The sequence below is a fragment of the Hymenobacter translucens genome (assembly GCF_020685205.1).
Classification (GTDB): Bacteria; Bacteroidota; Bacteroidia; order Cytophagales; family Hymenobacteraceae; genus Hymenobacter; species Hymenobacter translucens.
Genome location: NZ_JAJERB010000010.1, coordinates 99,074 through 114,198, shown reverse-complemented (window position 1 = coordinate 114,198; position 15,125 = coordinate 99,074). Strand labels below are relative to the sequence as shown.

At 57.6% G+C, this 15,125-nt stretch carries 18 protein-coding genes; 10 read left to right on the top strand and 8 right to left on the bottom strand.

Going from position 1 to position 15,125, the window contains the following annotated elements:
• Positions 1–6: 6 nt before the first annotated feature.
• Positions 7–750 (bottom strand): ParA family protein, encoded by a 744-nt coding sequence (locus LJY25_RS19095; RefSeq protein WP_227610084.1) that lies wholly within the window; start codon positions 748–750, stop codon positions 7–9.
• 163 nt (positions 751–913) lie between these two features.
• On the opposite strand from LJY25_RS19095, the gene LJY25_RS19090 reads away from it, so the two are divergent.
• From LJY25_RS19090 to LJY25_RS19080, 3 genes are all read left to right on the top strand, one after another.
• Positions 914–1,216: a hypothetical protein gene (locus LJY25_RS19090; RefSeq protein WP_227610083.1), complete on the top strand. Its 303-nt coding sequence runs from the start codon at positions 914–916 to the stop codon at positions 1,214–1,216.
• 107 nt (positions 1,217–1,323) lie between these two features.
• Complete coding sequence (locus tag LJY25_RS19085; RefSeq protein ID WP_227610082.1) at positions 1,324–1,473, top strand: hypothetical protein; 150 nt, start codon at positions 1,324–1,326, stop codon at positions 1,471–1,473.
• A gap of 214 nt (positions 1,474–1,687) precedes the next feature.
• Entirely contained in the window at positions 1,688–2,575 is an 888-nt protein-coding gene (locus tag LJY25_RS19080) for a nucleotidyl transferase AbiEii/AbiGii toxin family protein (RefSeq protein WP_227610081.1), read from the top strand.
• Here LJY25_RS19080 and LJY25_RS19075 read toward each other — a convergent pair.
• From LJY25_RS19075 to LJY25_RS19055, 5 genes are all read right to left on the bottom strand, one after another.
• Positions 2,562–3,428: a type IV toxin-antitoxin system AbiEi family antitoxin domain-containing protein gene (locus tag LJY25_RS19075; RefSeq protein WP_227610080.1), complete on the bottom strand. Its 867-nt coding sequence runs from the start codon at positions 3,426–3,428 to the stop codon at positions 2,562–2,564. The two genes, LJY25_RS19080 and LJY25_RS19075, sit on opposite strands and share 14 nt — an antisense overlap.
• Before the next feature lie 565 nt (positions 3,429–3,993).
• On the bottom strand, positions 3,994–4,470 hold the full coding sequence (locus LJY25_RS19070) for a recombinase family protein (RefSeq protein ID WP_317206618.1): 477 nt from the start codon (positions 4,468–4,470) through the stop codon (positions 3,994–3,996).
• 355 nt (positions 4,471–4,825) lie between these two features.
• A complete protein-coding gene (locus LJY25_RS19065; RefSeq protein WP_227610079.1) occupies positions 4,826–5,413 on the bottom strand; it encodes a hypothetical protein in 588 nt (195 codons plus the stop codon).
• Positions 5,414–5,437: 24 nt separating this feature from the next.
• Entirely contained in the window at positions 5,438–6,250 is an 813-nt protein-coding gene (locus LJY25_RS19060; protein WP_227610078.1) for a relaxase/mobilization nuclease domain-containing protein, read from the bottom strand.
• Positions 6,247–6,606: a plasmid mobilization protein gene (locus LJY25_RS19055; RefSeq protein WP_227610077.1), complete on the bottom strand. Its 360-nt coding sequence runs from the start codon at positions 6,604–6,606 to the stop codon at positions 6,247–6,249. The genes LJY25_RS19060 and LJY25_RS19055 overlap by 4 nt, the downstream gene beginning before the upstream one ends.
• Before the next feature lie 495 nt (positions 6,607–7,101).
• Here LJY25_RS19055 and LJY25_RS19050 point away from each other — a divergent pair, with 495 nt between their 5' ends.
• Positions 7,102–8,163 (top strand): IS110 family RNA-guided transposase, encoded by a 1,062-nt coding sequence (locus LJY25_RS19050; protein WP_227610076.1) that lies wholly within the window; start codon positions 7,102–7,104, stop codon positions 8,161–8,163.
• A gap of 66 nt (positions 8,164–8,229) precedes the next feature.
• On the opposite strand, the gene LJY25_RS19045 is transcribed toward LJY25_RS19050, so the two are convergent.
• Positions 8,230–8,388 carry a hypothetical protein gene (locus tag LJY25_RS19045; protein WP_227610075.1) on the bottom strand — a complete coding sequence of 53 codons (159 nt, stop codon included), beginning with the start codon at positions 8,386–8,388 and terminating at the stop codon, positions 8,230–8,232.
• 330 nt (positions 8,389–8,718) lie between these two features.
• Here LJY25_RS19045 and LJY25_RS19040 point away from each other — a divergent pair, with 330 nt between their 5' ends.
• From LJY25_RS19040 to LJY25_RS19015, 6 genes are all read left to right on the top strand, one after another.
• Positions 8,719–9,012: a putative quinol monooxygenase gene (locus LJY25_RS19040; RefSeq protein WP_227610074.1), complete on the top strand. Its 294-nt coding sequence runs from the start codon at positions 8,719–8,721 to the stop codon at positions 9,010–9,012.
• A 95-nt stretch (positions 9,013–9,107) separates the two neighbouring features.
• The gene (locus tag LJY25_RS19035) at positions 9,108–9,986 is read left to right on the top strand and encodes a helix-turn-helix domain-containing protein (RefSeq protein ID WP_227610073.1); all 879 of its coding nucleotides are present in this window, start codon (positions 9,108–9,110) and stop codon (positions 9,984–9,986) included.
• Between the two features lie 191 nt (positions 9,987–10,177).
• A complete protein-coding gene (locus LJY25_RS19030) occupies positions 10,178–10,585 on the top strand; it encodes a GlcG/HbpS family heme-binding protein (RefSeq protein WP_227610072.1) in 408 nt (135 codons plus the stop codon).
• An 85-nt stretch (positions 10,586–10,670) separates the two neighbouring features.
• The gene (gene fdhA / locus LJY25_RS19025) at positions 10,671–11,900 is read left to right on the top strand and encodes a formaldehyde dehydrogenase, glutathione-independent (protein ID WP_227610071.1); all 1,230 of its coding nucleotides are present in this window, start codon (positions 10,671–10,673) and stop codon (positions 11,898–11,900) included.
• A 225-nt stretch (positions 11,901–12,125) separates the two neighbouring features.
• Complete coding sequence (locus LJY25_RS19020) at positions 12,126–12,446, top strand: AraC family transcriptional regulator N-terminal domain-containing protein (protein WP_227610070.1); 321 nt, start codon at positions 12,126–12,128, stop codon at positions 12,444–12,446.
• A 16-nt stretch (positions 12,447–12,462) separates the two neighbouring features.
• Entirely contained in the window at positions 12,463–12,750 is a 288-nt protein-coding gene (locus LJY25_RS19015; protein WP_227610069.1) for a hypothetical protein, read from the top strand.
• A 101-nt stretch (positions 12,751–12,851) separates the two neighbouring features.
• Here LJY25_RS19015 and LJY25_RS19010 read toward each other — a convergent pair whose 3' ends face one another.
• Positions 12,852–15,125 (bottom strand): xanthine dehydrogenase family protein molybdopterin-binding subunit, encoded by a 2,274-nt coding sequence (locus LJY25_RS19010; protein WP_227610068.1) that lies wholly within the window; start codon positions 15,123–15,125, stop codon positions 12,852–12,854.

Sequence of the window (15,125 nt, the reverse complement as noted above, 5' to 3'; positions counted from 1 at the left end):
AGCGGATTAGCGGGTGAGAATTTCGGCGACCAGCGCCTGATAGTCGGTCGCCCCGGCACTCTGCGGGGCATAGGTGAAAATATCCTGGCCCAGGTGCGGCGCTTCGCCCAGGGCAATGCTCTCGCGGATGAAGCTGGTCAGCACCAAGCCAGGGTACAGCGCCCGCAGTTCTTCGGCCGTTTCCCGGCGCAGTATTTTGCGGCCGTCGTGGCGGGTAAAGAAGATGCCGCCCACTGACAGGTCCGGGTTTAGGCGCCGCCGCACCCGGCCGACCAGCTCCAGCACTTTCTCCAATCCGTCGGCGGCGTACATCTGCGCCTCCAGCGGAATGTAGAGGGCCTGGGCGCAGGCATAGGCGTTGAGGGTAACTAGACCCAAGGCCGGCGGGCAATCCAGCAGGATATAGTCGCAGCGCTCGCGCACGGGTTCGAGCAATTCCTTCAGCAGAAACTCGCGGTCCAGTTCGTCGCCTTTGACCTTCTCAAAACCAGACAGGGCCGGGGAGCCGGCCACCAGCGCCAGGTTCTCGTGCAGCGCGTAGGCTTTCAGGCGGTACTCACCAAGTAAGGCTCCGTACACGTTCTGCTCCGCATCGACCAGGCCTAAGCCTTTGGTCAGGTTGGCTTGGGGGTCTAGGTCCACCAGCAGCACCCGCTGGCCAGCGCGGGCGAGGCCTGCCCCAACGTTGGCCGTGGACGTGGTTTTGCCGACTCCCCCCTTTTGGTTTGTAAACGCCAGAATCTTGCTCATGCCGCAAACATACGCAACCGAATGTTACTGGTGTTACTAATGTTACTCGTATTACCTATATTACCAGTATTACTCTATTTGAAAACCTTCTAAATCATCAAGAAGGCCTATAGCGTCTATAATTTAGGCGAAGTACTTTGTAGTGGATTCCTGATTTTACCTCATGCCATTCGAAGACCACGCGGCTTATCTAGCCCTACGCACCTATTTAGATTTCCTGCTGACGTCCTCTACCGACCAAGCCTTTTCTGACATTCCGGCGGCATTACGTTCCAACTTGGCCGTGTTCATGGAAGGCAAGACGGTGTATCAGAATAGCGCCGGGCAGCGGATGGTGTACGCGGCGGACTTGGCGGCATGGGCTAACGATGTGGTGCACGAGTCAGGCTTGGCTATTGCCCTCCCGTTGGCCTCCCTCAGCGTGGCTGAGTTGCAAGCGGCAACCAGCCCACCAACAGAATGCTAGCAGCAGGCGCTCAGGCCCTGACTTAGTTCCAGGACTGCTACGCCGGGCAGCACGGCCGCCTCACCAACACCGTGGTGCAGCAGTTGGGCGTGAGCTAGCCCACGGCCATGCGCTACCTGGGCGAGTTGGAGAAGGACGGCTATCTGCAGAAAACCGGAACCAGCGAGGCCGAGACGGAGCACCAGTTGATTGGCTCATCACGCGCCGGCGCCCAAGTGCAAACCCTCAAACGAGCGCTGTGGGGGCACTTTTTCTGACAGGCCAATTGGCTCGCGATTGGCTCAGGCAGTAGAATTCTTCCGGCTTGACTCTCGAAGCTATTATTAGCAGTATTACTAGTGTTACCGATGTTACCAATATTACTATTATTACCAGTGTTACTGGTGTTACCATTCCTGTCAGTAGGGCTTCCGAAATTCAGCTAATTTTGCTGGTGCAGTAGTCAAGCTACCGCGCTCCTAAGCCCTCCGTATGGACATCGACGTCGTCAACAAAATCAAGCACCTCGCTATTATTGCCCTCGCTTCCGATGACGAGTTGAGTGAAGCCATTGTGCTAAAAGGCGGCAACGCCATCGACCTGGCCTACAGTGGCCAGCAGGGCGCGGTTTCGCGCACTTCCTTTGACCTGGACTTTTCCCTGGCCGACGGTGACTTCCTGGAAGACCTCCAGGTCATCAAGGACAGAATTGAGAAAACGCTGGTGCAGACCTACGCCGAAAACGGCTACGTGGTGTTGGAATACAACTTTGTCACCAAGCCCAAAACCAAGCCGCAGATAGCTGATTTCTGGGGTGGTTACCTGGTCGAGTTCAAAGTGGTGGAACAGCACGTGTTTGACCAGCCGATTGCGAATCCCAAAGCGCAGCGGCGGGATTTTATCCCCCTGCGCCCCAACAATTCCTCGAAGTTTCAAATCGAGTTCAGCAAGTTCGAGTACATGGGCGAAGGCAGCAAGCGGCCTATTAAAGTGGATGGCTATACCGTGTATGTATACACGGCGGAAATGATTGTCTTCGAGAAAGTCCGGGCCATTTGCCAGCAGCTGCCGCAGTACGCCGGGATAATCCCTTCGCATACCTCACGGGCACGGGCCCGGGACTTCTACGACATCCACTTAATCATGGAGTCCCAAGGCGTAACCTGCAGCTCCGCCGAGAGCCGGGCCCTGCTGCAACACATCTTTGACGCCAAGCGCGTGCCGCTGGCTTTTCTACAGCAGATGCGCCACCACAAGGCCATTCACCGCGACGACTGGGAAAACGTCCGGGCAACGGTTTCCCAAACGGAAGAAGTGCAGGATTTTGACTTCTATTTCGACTATGTGATGGATGCCTTTGAAGGAATTACAGCCCCTTAGGGAAGTAAAGCCGCCAGTCGGCGGAATAATCCTTCTCCTCCATGTCGTACGTCAGGTAGAAATCGAACGCCTTCGAGCGCTCCCGCAACTCGTCTAACTTCTTGCCCTGGTAGCCGGCGCGCTCCAGATAGAACCCGACCGCCTGGAAGTAGGGATAGATGAAATCCAACGCGTCCAGCGTAGCCACCAACTTATTTAACGAGAGCTTGCCCCGGGCCTGGCGATAAGCCTCCAGGACGGCAGAAACGCCCCCGGCGTAGCCGGGCCGCACGGTGCTGTCGAGCAGGGTGCGCTCCACGTTGGTGGTGGGAATGCCGTCCAGTTGATGCACGCCTAAGCGGTTCGTAAAACCGCCGTTGAGCACCACAAACGTGAAGTCCCCGTAGCGGATGCTGGCCGTGGTGCGGCGCTGGGGCTTGGCAAAAGCCGCGTCAATGCCAGCCTGCGTCAGGGACGCCTCCCGCTGGGGCTTCTTGGTTTGCTCAAACGTCACGTAGATAACCTTCGGTACCTGCATGGTTAAGCCGTTCGCCCACACGGCCGAGTAATGGGACAGGTAGGCCCGGGGGGCCAACGCCGTGGCAATGTGCATCACCGCAGACGCGTCCTGCGCATAGAGTTCTTTCGAGGGCAAGTACCCGTCAGACTCCAGCTTTATCTTCTGCAACACCTCCTTGGCCAGCAGCTGGTCAAGCAGCTTTTCCTCCGTGGTGGTCGGCGCAATGTTCCAGGTGGCTCGTTGTTCCTCCAGCACGGCAACCAGTTGCAGCTTGGTAAAGGCCTTCTTGGGGTGCTGCTTAAAGAACGTCCGTATCCGGGCTTCTGCGATAACAAACCGTGATTTACCGGCCATAGCAGCGTTTGAGCATTTCGAAAAGCAGGAAGTATGTATACTTCCTGCAAAGTTAAGGCATAAAAAGCAAAAAGTCAAATCCAAGGCCACTGCACCAGTTAGGTAGGGCCCGCAACGTCATACTATTCACAAATACAAAGTGTATACACTTTGTATTACGCAAAGTTAAAGCTTTTTGTTCAGTAATGCAACTTCCGTAGGTTGTTCAGACGCGTGCGGGCCAGCCACCGGTAACAGGCGCTGCACGGTCGTGGCATGAAATGAGTTGCCACGTCGCGTGCGGTAGCCCGCCTGGTTGAGTTCGGCCGCAATCTGGCCTTCTTATAGCAGCTGGGGGATAAACTTACTCTAAGAATAAAGACTATGTTTTATGTAGCTCATTCTAAACCGGTTCGCATTTTGGCACGGCTCAATAAGTTAGGTCCAATTAACCACAGGGCCATTTGTTTTTGGCCTGATTTTCTGAACCCCATTTTCAGGACATCTTTGCATAACAGGCCACATTTCACGGCAATTCAATAAGTTACGGCTTTCTGACCCAAGCCTTAAACTGCTTAGAGTAAGTTTATCCCCTTTCTGCTATAAGAAGGCCAATCTGCCAGAGGGTATGCCCTTGGGCGCGCAACAGCTCAGCGAGCCGGGCGGCCGGGCGGTTGGCTTGGTGCTCGCGGGCATTGGCCTGCATGGCCGCCTGGCCCTGGGCGATGACAGCCGGCGTGAAATTGGCCGGGCTGCCCAACTTGACGCCGCGGGCCTTCTTGGCGGCCAGCGCGTCCTTGGTGCGCTTGGAGATGGTCTCGCGCTCGTGCTGGGCAATGACGGCGAACAAGCCCACAGTCAACGTATTCGCGTCAGGCATATCGCAGCAGACAAAGTCCACACCCGAGTCGCGCAGGGCAAAAATGAAGCCCGCGTTGCGGCTGAGCCGGTCCACCTTGGCGATGAGCAGCGTCGCCCCCACGCGCCGGGCCTCGGCGATGGCGGCCAGCAGCTGCGGCCGCTGGTTCTTCCTTCCGCTCTCAATTTGGGTGCTGTTAAACAAATAGGGGAAAACCTCCGAGTCCGAGTCTGACCAGCTTGATTGCTCGTGATAAGGTGCTAAAGCGCTGTAAGAGCATCGAAAAGCGCTAGCATTACACGCCCCTTAAGGCAATTGAAAGAGAGTAGCGATAACGAACGTTAACTCTATCGCTCACGCCATTATACTAGGTATACAATTGTTTAACAAGGCATTAAGACAGAAAGGCAGGTATCTGTGCCGCTGAGTCGGAGGTTTTGCCCTATTTGTTTAACAACACCCTTTAAACCACTAGTAGGGCGATTCTAAACCTCTTTAATCGCTCGTCTGTGCTGCCCGGAAATCTCAGCATTTCACCTTATTTCAAAAAGCTCCATACCTACTTTTTGGCCTTTTTAGAAGTTGCCTCCTTTTCCAGTACCACCGCCTCAGCCCGTTTTCGCTGCGCTTCAAGTAGCAAACGTTCGCGTTCCTCCAGGCGAATGGTTTCTTCTTGAAACTTGACCGAATCCTGCCGCCACCGGGCGGTCACCGACGCAGTGTAGGTAGGATTGGTTTGCATAGTCTCACGCCATAACCACGCGCTACGCTCGCGCTGGTCGCGCACGGCCGCCGCGTTCCACCACCCCCACCAACTCGCCAGCAGCAACGCCAGCACGCCCACAAATACCCAGACCCCATACCGCACGGCCTGCGTTAACGGCCGCTCCGGGTGGTTCCGCCGCACTTCCTCCGCCACCGCTTGCCGCAACTGCTGCTCCAATTCCTTGCTCACCCCCACCGGGGGCGGGCTCACGAGGGCCGCCGGCTTGGCCACCGTTTCCTGCATGGCCAGCACCATGGTTGCCATCCGTTCAATACTTGGACGATAGTCTATGGGGGTCTGCTGCTCGGCTAGACTTTTTTTAAGGCTGGCTACGTCGTCGGTCAGGCCCTGCAGAAGTTCACCGATGAGTTCGTTATTCATAGAGAAAGGGTAAATGAGTACTGCTTAATAGCCCAAGCCACGGTCAGACGACCGGGGACTCGGCGTTACCTGTTGGGAGAGTTGCTGTTTCTGCGCTTGCTGCTCATTCTGTTCAAACGCCTTGGTCAGGCCTGCCAACGACATCGCACGCGCCAGCTGGCTCCCTTTGAACCGCTGCCCGTCCTGCTCAAAGCTGATGCCCGTCGCCTTCCCGGCGGCGTTATAATGCAGCTGCACCGTGATGCCGCGCGCTTCCACGGCTTGGGTAAACTCGGGCAAACTCTTGGCCTGTTGGGTGCACGCCTGCACCGCCTCCCGCAGCTGGATGCGAGCCTGGTCGTGGGCGGGCACGTTGGTCAGGTTTTTGCGTTTTTCCAAGCTTATAACAGGCGTCAACTCATACTTCTGCTCCAGCTCCCGCAGCAGCGTTTCACTGCGGGAGTAGTTGTGACCATCTCCCACCGTGTGGCCGTCGTCCGCTACCCGGTTTGCCACGATGTGAAAGTGTGGGTGGGGCCGGTCGTCGTGGCGAATCACCGCGTACTGTCCCTTGGCGAGTCCCATTCCTTCCAGGTAATCCAATGCGATAGCCGCCATTTTGTCATTGGTTAACCGCTCCTTTTCTTCTGGAGGAAATGAGATGGACGTGTGCCATACCGCTCGCCCCAGCGCGGGATTAAGTTGGCGCTGCTGCTCAAAATCCTGGGTCATGGCTTCCGCGTCGTAATCCCGCACACCCCGGCTCAGCAGCACCTCGCCCTCGCCCTGTTCGAGCTTCTTGAACTGGTACGCGACGCAGCCCCCGAAGCTGCGCCCGATAATGGTCTTGCCAATCATACTGCGAGTAGCTTGTTAAGCTCGTCCAGCAGGGCGTCGGCCTTGACCGCGATGCTCCGCACCCCATCCCCATGCGCCTTCTTCATCAGTTGATTCAGCGTATTGCCCAGCGCCCGCAACTCATGCAGGGCCGGCAGCGCGGCCGGGTCCAGCGTGGGCAGCACCTGGCCAGTGAGCACGGCCTGGCGGCAGTACTCTGCTACCGTTAGCCGCGCCGACTGGGCCCGCCGCTTTACCGCCAGGTATTCAATTTTAGTGAAGCGCACCGTAGCCCGGTCCGGGCGGGCCTCCGGGTTGCGGGGGCGGCCGCCATTACGCTTGGGCCGGGGCTCATCAGGAATCAAAGGAGCATCCATAGCAGAACAGGGGGAATAGGTCTTTGGCGACGACAGGAGCCAAAGCCAGCCGTTAATGGCGCAGAAACCGTAGGTTTTTGCCGCCATTAACATGGCTGGCTAAAACACGCGTCAGGGACCGTTGAACAGACGGGAAAGAACGAGGCTAGGTTACAGCTAGAGATTAAATTGTCTGCGCTAGTGAGCTGTGAGCCTGCCAAACTTCGGGTAGATGAGCGTTCCATAAACACCCTACTCTCGTATGATTGCGTGGCCTCAAGGTGAGGCCAGCCGGAAAAGGAAACGGGGACATCATCCTACTCTAAGCGCGGGGCCCTGGTGGTTTTGACGCTGTTCACTAGAAACGGTGCCCCGTTTCCCGTTTTGCCTGAAGACTGCACAGTATGGAGGGAGCTAGCCGGTCGCAGGGCCAGTAGCATCCCGCATTTGCACGAGAAAAGTTGCGGTAAAACCTGGCCTGGCTACGTCCATTTCCCCTTTTACTGCTGGTTGTGTATGGCTGCGTTCCCTTCCCCCACTGCCCCACTCAAATGCGTCGTCGGCATCGACATTGCCAAGGATAGCTTCGTCGCCTGCGTTGGCCACGCAACGCTCAGCCAGCAGCTGCACTTCGGCAAAGAAACGACCTTCGCCAATTCGGTGAGCGGCTTCGCGGCCTTGCTCAGCTGGGTCGTCAAGCAGCACGTTAGCGGTAGCCCACTCTGGTTTGTGGTGGAAGCCACCGGCGTCTACTACGAAGAGCTGGCTTACTTTCTGGCTGATAACCAGCAGCTTCTGAGCGTGCTCCTTCCCAATAAGGTGAAGCATTTTGCCCGCAGCACCGAACTCAAGAGCAAGACCGACCAACTCGATGCACGCCTGCTCTGCCGCCTGGGCCTGGAGCGGGCGCTACCGGCCTGGCAGCCGCCGACCCCCGCCCTGCGCCAGTTGCGCGCCTTGGCCCGCGAACGGCAAGTGCTGGTGCGGCAAGCCGCCCAACTCAAGATTCGGGCCCACGCCTACCAGCATAGCTATCAGCCCGATAGCCGGACGTTAGGGCGGCTAGCTGCGCAGCAGCAATTACTGGTCAGCCAGCTCAAAGCGCTGGACCAGGACCTGGCTGACCTGCTCAAAGCAGAGCCGGAATTGGCCCGCAAACTAAGTCAGTTGACCAGTATTCCCGGCGTTGGGCTCACCACAGCCATCGTGGTGGTCGCCGAAACCAACGGCTTCATCCTGGTCGAAAATGAGCGGCAACTGGCCTCCTACGCCGGCCTGGACGTAGTACAGCGTCAAAGTGGGCTCTCGGCTCATGCTACCCGCATTTCGCGCCGGGGCAATGTGCGCTTGCGCACGGCCCTTTACCTGCCCGCGGTCAGCAGCTTACGCTATAACCCGCAGCAAATTGCCTTCTATGCCCGCTTGCGGGCGCGCCAGCCCAGCGGCAAACCCGGCGTCATTGCGGTCATGCGGAAACTGCTCGTGCTCTGCTACTCGCTCTGGAAAAATGATTGCGTCTATGACCCGCACTACCACCCAGCGCACTTGGCCGAAAAAGAAATAGCCCCGACCGCGTGAGCGGGCCGAGGCTACACAGGATGAACCAGAAGGCTCTCCTTTAGGAAGACTAAAAATACAAAAATCTTACCCGACAGCAAACCCTTTCATCACAGTATCTAGTGAAACCCCGGTAGCGGCGCGCTCCACCACCACCACTTGCAGGCCGTAGTGCCCCAGCCAGTAAGCCAGCGTGGGCCCGGCAATGCTGGCCCCAGCAATCAGTACTCGGTGAACGGTTGGCATACAGGAATGGGGAAGAGCAGACAGTAACCCTGGACCGCCCGCCAGCACCCCGGGCGGCTGGCGGGGCCGCAAGGTAGCAGCGCCCACCCCGAAAGCCAGTTGGCTTCTGCTGGGTGCCGACCCGCTGCCGGGCCTGAAATACTATCAGCGTTTACTACTGGCTCCGAAAGACACACCTTTTGGAGCTAGGTGAACCGTGATAGGCTACCTCATTTAATGATTTGTAAAGGGCATGGTCTTTTTGTCCATCCACTGGTTGCGCCCGTCCATGTTAGTCCTTCAGGGAGGGAAGGACCTTTGTAGTGTCAATTCACCTAACCCCCCACTCCCATGAAGCATGTAGGATTGCTGGTCCGGCTCGAAGCCAAGCCCGGTAAAGAGCAGGCAGTACGCGATTTTTTGACGGGCGCTCTGCCTCTGGCTCAGCAAGAGCCAGCTACCACAACTTGGTATGCCCTTCAATTAGCGCCGGCCACCTTCGGTATTTTTGATACCTTTCCGGATGAAGCGGGTCGGCAGGCGCACCTTAACGGTCCCATTGCCGCTGCCTTGATGGCCCAGGCGGCTGACTTGCTGGCGGTGGAACCCGTCATCGAACAAGTAGCCATCTTGGCTGCCAAGTAGTTGTCTACCCCTAAAGCGACCCGTGCTTGCGTACGGGCCGCTTTAGAGGCAGGCGGGCAGTCAGTCCAAGTAACCAGCTAGTATTTTCCCACGCTATGCCGATTGACTGTCTCGTGCTAACTAACCCGTATACGGGTGAATTGGCGTTTCGAAGCTATTGCTTCACTGATGACACCCCGTTTAACTACCTGCAGCGTAATAATTACTATTCCCTCGTTCTGCTTACGCAGGGCAGCGGCGAGTTACGGGCCAACTTTGCCACCTACCGGTTTGCTGGGAGCACCCTGTGCTGTTTTGGTCCTTACCAACCCTACTCCATCCAGGCTAGCACCGCAGTAGCGGGCCTGGTCCTGGATTTTCATGCGGACTTCTTCTGCATCTACCGGCACCAGCAGGAAGTCGCCAGCAACGGCATCCTATTCAACACGATTTTCGAGCCACCCTTCTTTCTGGTTACGCCGGAGGCTGTGCGTGAATTTACTGCCCTGGCTGACCTGATGCAGGAGGAAATACGGCGCAAAGAAGTAGCGCAACAAGAGTCTATCGTGTTGTACCTGAAGCTCTTTTTGCTGAAAGCCATCCGCATCCGAACCGCACAGCCCGCGTTACTCACCGAGGAGAATCCGCCAGGCCGGGAGCCGTTGCTCCTACAGCAACTGCAGGACGCTATCGATACGCACTACCGTCGTCTGCACACGGCCGGGGAGTACGCCGACCTGTTACGGGTTCCCGCCCGAAGCTTAACGCGCCTGGTCAAGTCCTATTATCGGAAGACACTCAGCCAACTCATCACGGAGCGCATCATCCTGGAGGCGAAGCGCGAATTGTATCTGACTAGTCAATCCGTCAAGGCTATCGCCTTCGCACTGGGCTTCAGAGATGAATACTACTTCAGCCGGTTCTTCAAGAAGAATACGGCCGTGTCGCCGCAGTTTTTTCGCGAATCAGTCGGATTCGCAAAAGCAGAAAGCTAGTGCCTGTTATGAACTTGCGGCGTGTCGGGCGAGCATCAGACAGGCAAGTACCACGGCAGCCGTTGCTCCATGAGGTGCCACACAGCCTTCACAAAGTGCCTTATCTTGGTGGCCATAGGGCTTACAGTAATTTTATCCCCCCGCTGCTATAAGAAGGCCGACTTTCATTTCCTTCATACCCCACCAAACTCATGAGCATTTCCCTCGAACAGGCGCAAGCTGCGGTGCAAGCAGCCCACCAAAAATCGCTCGAAATAGGCGTTAAGATGAACATTGCCATCGTCGATGCCGGTGCCAACCTCGTGGCGTTTGCCCGCATGGACGACGCCTGGCTCGGCTCGCTTGACATTTCAATTAAAAAGGCCAAGACGGCCCGCTTCTTCGACATGCCCACCGGAGCCATCGGCGGCTTATCTCAGCCCGGCGGCCCACTCTTCAACATTGAGGTGTCGAATGGCGGCCTCATCACCTTCCCGGGTGGCCTGCCCATCAAGGACGGCAGCGGCAAAATCATCGGCGCCATCGGCGTATCCGGCGACTCGGTCGAAAACGACCATGCCGTAGCCGAAGCGGGCATGAACGCCGTGGCTGGCAAGTAAGCAGCCCACGTTTTCCGGGTGAAGCGTCGGGCCCGGCCGACTGGGCCTGACGCCTTTTCTTCCATTCTCTTAAACCATCCCCATTATGGCTAGCAACAGAGGCGTTGTGTATCTGGGTCCCGGCAAAGTCGAGGTGCAGAACATTGCTTTTCCCGAACTGAAAAACCCCAAGGGCAAGAAGATTGTCCACGGCGTGATTCTGAAGGTCGTATCCACCAACATTTGCGGCTCTGACCAGCACATGGTTCGGGGGCGCACTACTGCCCCCGCTGGCTTAGTGCTGGGTCACGAAATCACGGGCGAAGTCATCGAAGTAGGGGCCGACGTGGAGTTCCTCAAGGTAGGTGACCTGGTATCGGTACCCTTTAACGTGGCCTGCGGCCGCTGCCGCACCTGCAAGGAGCAGCAAACCGGCATCTGCCTAACCGTGAATGAAGGCCGCGCCGGTGGGGCCTACGGCTACGTGGACATGGGTGGCTGGGTCGGTGGCCAGGCCGAGTACGTGATGGTGCCCTACGCCGATTTCAACCTGCTCAAGTTTCCGAATAAGGACCAGGCGATGGAGAAAATCCGCGACCTGACCATGCTGAGCGACATTTTTCCGACGGGTTTTCACGGGGCCGTGAAGGCTGGCGTGGGACCGGGCAGGACGGTGTACGTAGCCGGCGCGGGCCCCGTGGGACTGGCCGCTGCGGCTTCGGCGCAACTGCTAGGGGCCGCGGTGGTGATAGTAGGCGACATGAATAAGGCACGCCTGGCGCACGCCCGCTCCTTCGGCTGCGAAACGGTGGACCTGAACGAGGATGCCAGCCTGGCCGACCAGATTACCCAGATTTTGGGCGTGCCCGAAATCGACTGCTCCATCGACTGCGTGGGCTTCGAGGCCAGCGGCCACGGTTCGCAGGCCAAAGTAGAAGTACCCGCCGCCGTGCTCAACTCGCTCATGGAAATCACCCGCGCGGGTGGCTCCATCGGCATCCCCGGCCTGTACGTGACCGACGACCCCGGCGCCAAGGAGGCTTCGGCCAAAACCGGCAACCTGAGCATCCGCTTCGGCCTGGGCTGGGCCAAGAGCCACTCCTTCCACACCGGCCAAACGCCCGTGATGAGCTACAACCGCCAGCTCATGCAAGCTATTCTGTACGATAAAATCCAGATTGCCAAAGCCGTCAATGTGGAAATCATCAGCCTCGACGACGCGCCGAAGGGCTACGCGGAGTTCGACAAAGGCGTGGCGCGCAAGTTTGTGATTAACCCCCACAACCTGATTCCGAGCGCCAAGCCGACCGCCAAAAAAGAGACAGCCGCCGTCTAGGTAGCCTCGTCCCCGCCGCTTTCAGCCGGACTGCCCGCAGGGGTGGTCCGGCTTTTTGGGTGATGCGAAAGCGGGAGTTTGCACAGTGCTTGCAATCGGGGACAGAATCCTCGCAAAGAACATTTTTGGGTGGCCGACAGGTTGTTAGGTCGCCGGCCGTTGCGTTAGCTTCGCATTGGTCGCTACCCGCCGCTTTCATTTTCCACTGTTTTTCGCCCCGTTCCCTTGCTGCCTTCCATCCCACTCACCCAACCCCACGAGCTAACCACGCTCATCGACCACCGCCGGGTGCAGACGCTGGAGAAGTACGAGCTGAGCATTCTCGAAACGCTGGCCCCCGGCGACCAGGTGGCGCAGTCCTTCAGCGACCTAGTGCTCACCAACATGCTGCGCGGCAAAAAGGTGATGCACCTGCGCGACCAGCAGGCGTTTGCCTACCTGCCCGGCCACACGATGGTAGTGCCCCCAAACCTGAAGATGCTGATTGACTTTCCCGAAGCCTCGGACGAAACGCCGACCCAGTGCGTGGCTCTGGCCATCGACTAATGAAATTTTTGGCCATTTGAATCAAAATAGAAATGAGCGTTTAAAGGAAGAGTATTTTAGGACTAAGGTTGTCGGTAATCTTAGAGATAAAGGAGTTTTGATTGCGTCAAGCCGTGACGGATATAAAATCCCTACGTCTTTAAAGGATTTAGATAAATTTATAAAACACGGTAAAAGAGTGATTTTGCCAATGCTAAATCGTATTAGAGAGGCTAGAGACACAATTAGATTAGCAACTGGTAATAGTTTAGATTTATTACAGAGCGAAGAATATAAAGAATTGAAAAGATTCTTTGATGCATAGTAATTGCCAGAAAGATTAGCAGTTATTTCAATAGAAAGGCCCCGCAACTAACTGTTACGGGGCCTTTCTATTTTACTCTAGCGGTACTAGTAACTAGGCTGCTACAGCAGCTTATCACTCGTCAACGGTAATTCGCGGACGCGCTTGCCGGTGGCGTGATACACGGCATTAGCGATGGCGGCGGTTACGCCCAGCATCCCGATTTCCCCGACGCCTTTGACGCCGATGGGGCTGGCGATGTCATCTTCCTCCTCCACGAAAATCACGTCGATTTTGTGGATGTCGGCATTCACCGGAATGTGGTACTCGGCATAGTTGTGGTTCATGTAGCGGCCGAGCTCGTTGTTGAGGTAGGTTTCCTCCATCATCGCCATGCTCAGGCCCCACACCGTGCCGCCCAGCACCTGGCTGCGGGCCGTTTTGGGATTCATGATGCGGCCGGCGGCCACGGCATTTACCACGCGCGTGACGTGGATGGTACCTAGGTCCTCGTCCACCTTCACTTCCACAAACACCGCATTGTGCGAGTGCATCGAGTACTTCAGTTGGTTGATGGGGTTGGGGCCAGCTTTGCCGTCGGCCTCAATCTTGTCTTCGCCACTGGCGGCCAGAATGTCCGCGATAGCTACCGAGCGGGTGATGTCCTCGTTTGCGCGGATGTGGCCGTCCACGAACTGCGCGTCCTCGAAATCGACGCCGGCCAGGGGCGAGTCGTCCATTTTCTGGGCCAGCTTGAGCAACTTTTTGCCTACTTCCTGGCAGGCGTCCTTCACGGCCGCGCCCACCGAGTTGGCGGTCCAGGAGCCGCCTTGTACGGGGGCGGCGGGCATGTTGGTATCGCCGAGGCTGAAGGTGACCTGCTGCATGGGTAGCCCGAGAGTCTGGGCGGCCATCTGGGTCATAATGACATATGTGCCAGCGCCCTGGTCGTTGGTGGCGCTGCTCACGGTGAGGTGGCCATCGGCCGAAAGCACGGCTTTGGCGGCGGCTTTCTGCATGGAGGCATCCCAGCAACCGGCGGCCACGCCCCAGCCTACGAGCATACCTTTCTCATCGCGCATCGAGCGGGGCTCAGGGTTGCGCTGGTCCCAGCCAAAGCGGGCGGCACCTTCGTGGTAGCAGTCGTCGAGGCGCTTGCTGGTGAAGGGCTTGTTCTCGGTGGGGTCGGAGTAGGTGTAGTTGAGCAGGCGGAAATCGAGCGGGTCTTTGCCAGCCTTGTATGACAGCTCGTCAATGGCACTCTCGCTGGCGAAGTTGCCAGTGGCCGCGCCCGGTGCCCGCATATCGAGCGGCGTAAACACGTCGATTTTCGACAGTTGGTAGTCAAAGTTGGTATTGGGCGAGTTGTAGAGAATACCCGTCCAGTTCACCACCGTTTCAGTCGCGTTCTCAAACTGCGACGTCTCGGCCAACGCCTTGTGTTCTAGAGCCTGAATGTGCCCTAGGTCATCCGAAGCAATGCGTAGCTTTTGCAGCGTGTGTGGCCGGTGGCCAAAGCTGAACATCTGCGTGCGCGTCATCACGACCCGCACCGAATGCTCCAGCTCCAGCGCCGCCATTACGGCCAGAAACACCTGGTACTGGGGCCGCAAGCCCGAGCCGAAGCCGCCACCCGTGAACTTCGAGATAACCCGCGCTTCATCCGAGCTCAGGCTGAAAATCTTCATCAGGTACTGCTGCACGTTGGGCGCGCCCTGCGTCTTGTCGTAGATTTTCATCTTCTTGCCATCGCCCAGCCAGTCCACGGTCGTCGCAAACATCTCCATCGGGTTCTGGTGCTGCGCGTGGTGGATATACTCGCCTGCTATCTTGTGCGGGGCCTCCTGGTACGCCTTGTCCATATCGCCCTTGGGCTTGGGCGGGGGCATAAAGCCCGTTTTGCCCTTAGGCGCGTCGTAAGCCTCGTCAATAACCGACTCTAGGTCAGTGTTGTGCTTCTCTACCTCATACTCAATGCGGAGCACCGAGGCCGCGTAGCGGGCCAGCTCGAAGGTATCGGCCACCACCAGCGCTACTGGCTGCAAGCTGAACATGATTTCGGGCTCGTGCAGCGGGCGGAAGGGCGAACCGCCGGGGGCCACGTCGTCCTTGTAGCTACGGTCGAACCAGGCAAAGGAGGGCACATTCTCGTGCGAGAACACCTGTTGCACGCCCGGAATGGCCAACACCTCGTCGGCGTGGATTTTGGTAATCTTGCCCTTGGCCACGGGGCTGTTCACGATGTAGCCGTACCACAGCGGGCCGGTCACGCCGAACTCGGCGGCGTACTTGGCCGCGCCGCTCACTTTAGCCGGGCCATCGGTGCGGTTGATGGGTTTGCCAATCACGTCGCTGTCGAGGCGCACGGTAGGCGGGGTGGCAATAGTCTGGCTCAT

Excerpts from the sequence above, each read along its gene's own strand:
- LJY25_RS19010 (WP_227610068.1), bottom strand. The coding sequence starts at position 15,125 with ATGAGCCAGACTATTGCCACCCCGCCTACCGTGCGCCTCGACAGCGAC.
- LJY25_RS19055 (WP_227610077.1), bottom strand. The coding sequence starts at position 6,606 with ATGGATGCTCCTTTGATTCCTGATGAGCCCCGGCCCAAGCGTAATGGC.
- fdhA (WP_227610071.1), top strand. The coding sequence starts at position 10,671 with ATGGCTAGCAACAGAGGCGTTGTGTATCTGGGTCCCGGCAAAGTCGAG.
- LJY25_RS19095 (WP_227610084.1), bottom strand. The coding sequence starts at position 750 with ATGAGCAAGATTCTGGCGTTTACAAACCAAAAGGGGGGAGTCGGCAAA.
- LJY25_RS19085 (WP_227610082.1), top strand. The coding sequence starts at position 1,324 with ATGCGCTACCTGGGCGAGTTGGAGAAGGACGGCTATCTGCAGAAAACC.
- LJY25_RS19040 (WP_227610074.1), top strand. The coding sequence starts at position 8,719 with ATGAAGCATGTAGGATTGCTGGTCCGGCTCGAAGCCAAGCCCGGTAAA.
- LJY25_RS19065 (WP_227610079.1), bottom strand. The coding sequence starts at position 5,413 with ATGAATAACGAACTCATCGGTGAACTTCTGCAGGGCCTGACCGACGAC.
- LJY25_RS19035 (WP_227610073.1), top strand. The coding sequence starts at position 9,108 with ATGCCGATTGACTGTCTCGTGCTAACTAACCCGTATACGGGTGAATTG.
- LJY25_RS19075 (WP_227610080.1), bottom strand. The coding sequence starts at position 3,428 with ATGGCCGGTAAATCACGGTTTGTTATCGCAGAAGCCCGGATACGGACG.
- LJY25_RS19080 (WP_227610081.1), top strand. The coding sequence starts at position 1,688 with ATGGACATCGACGTCGTCAACAAAATCAAGCACCTCGCTATTATTGCC.
- LJY25_RS19090 (WP_227610083.1), top strand. The coding sequence starts at position 914 with ATGCCATTCGAAGACCACGCGGCTTATCTAGCCCTACGCACCTATTTA.
- LJY25_RS19060 (WP_227610078.1), bottom strand. The coding sequence starts at position 6,250 with ATGATTGGCAAGACCATTATCGGGCGCAGCTTCGGGGGCTGCGTCGCG.
- LJY25_RS19045 (WP_227610075.1), bottom strand. The coding sequence starts at position 8,388 with ATGCCAACCGTTCACCGAGTACTGATTGCTGGGGCCAGCATTGCCGGG.
- LJY25_RS19030 (WP_227610072.1), top strand. The coding sequence starts at position 10,178 with ATGAGCATTTCCCTCGAACAGGCGCAAGCTGCGGTGCAAGCAGCCCAC.
- LJY25_RS19050 (WP_227610076.1), top strand. The coding sequence starts at position 7,102 with ATGGCTGCGTTCCCTTCCCCCACTGCCCCACTCAAATGCGTCGTCGGC.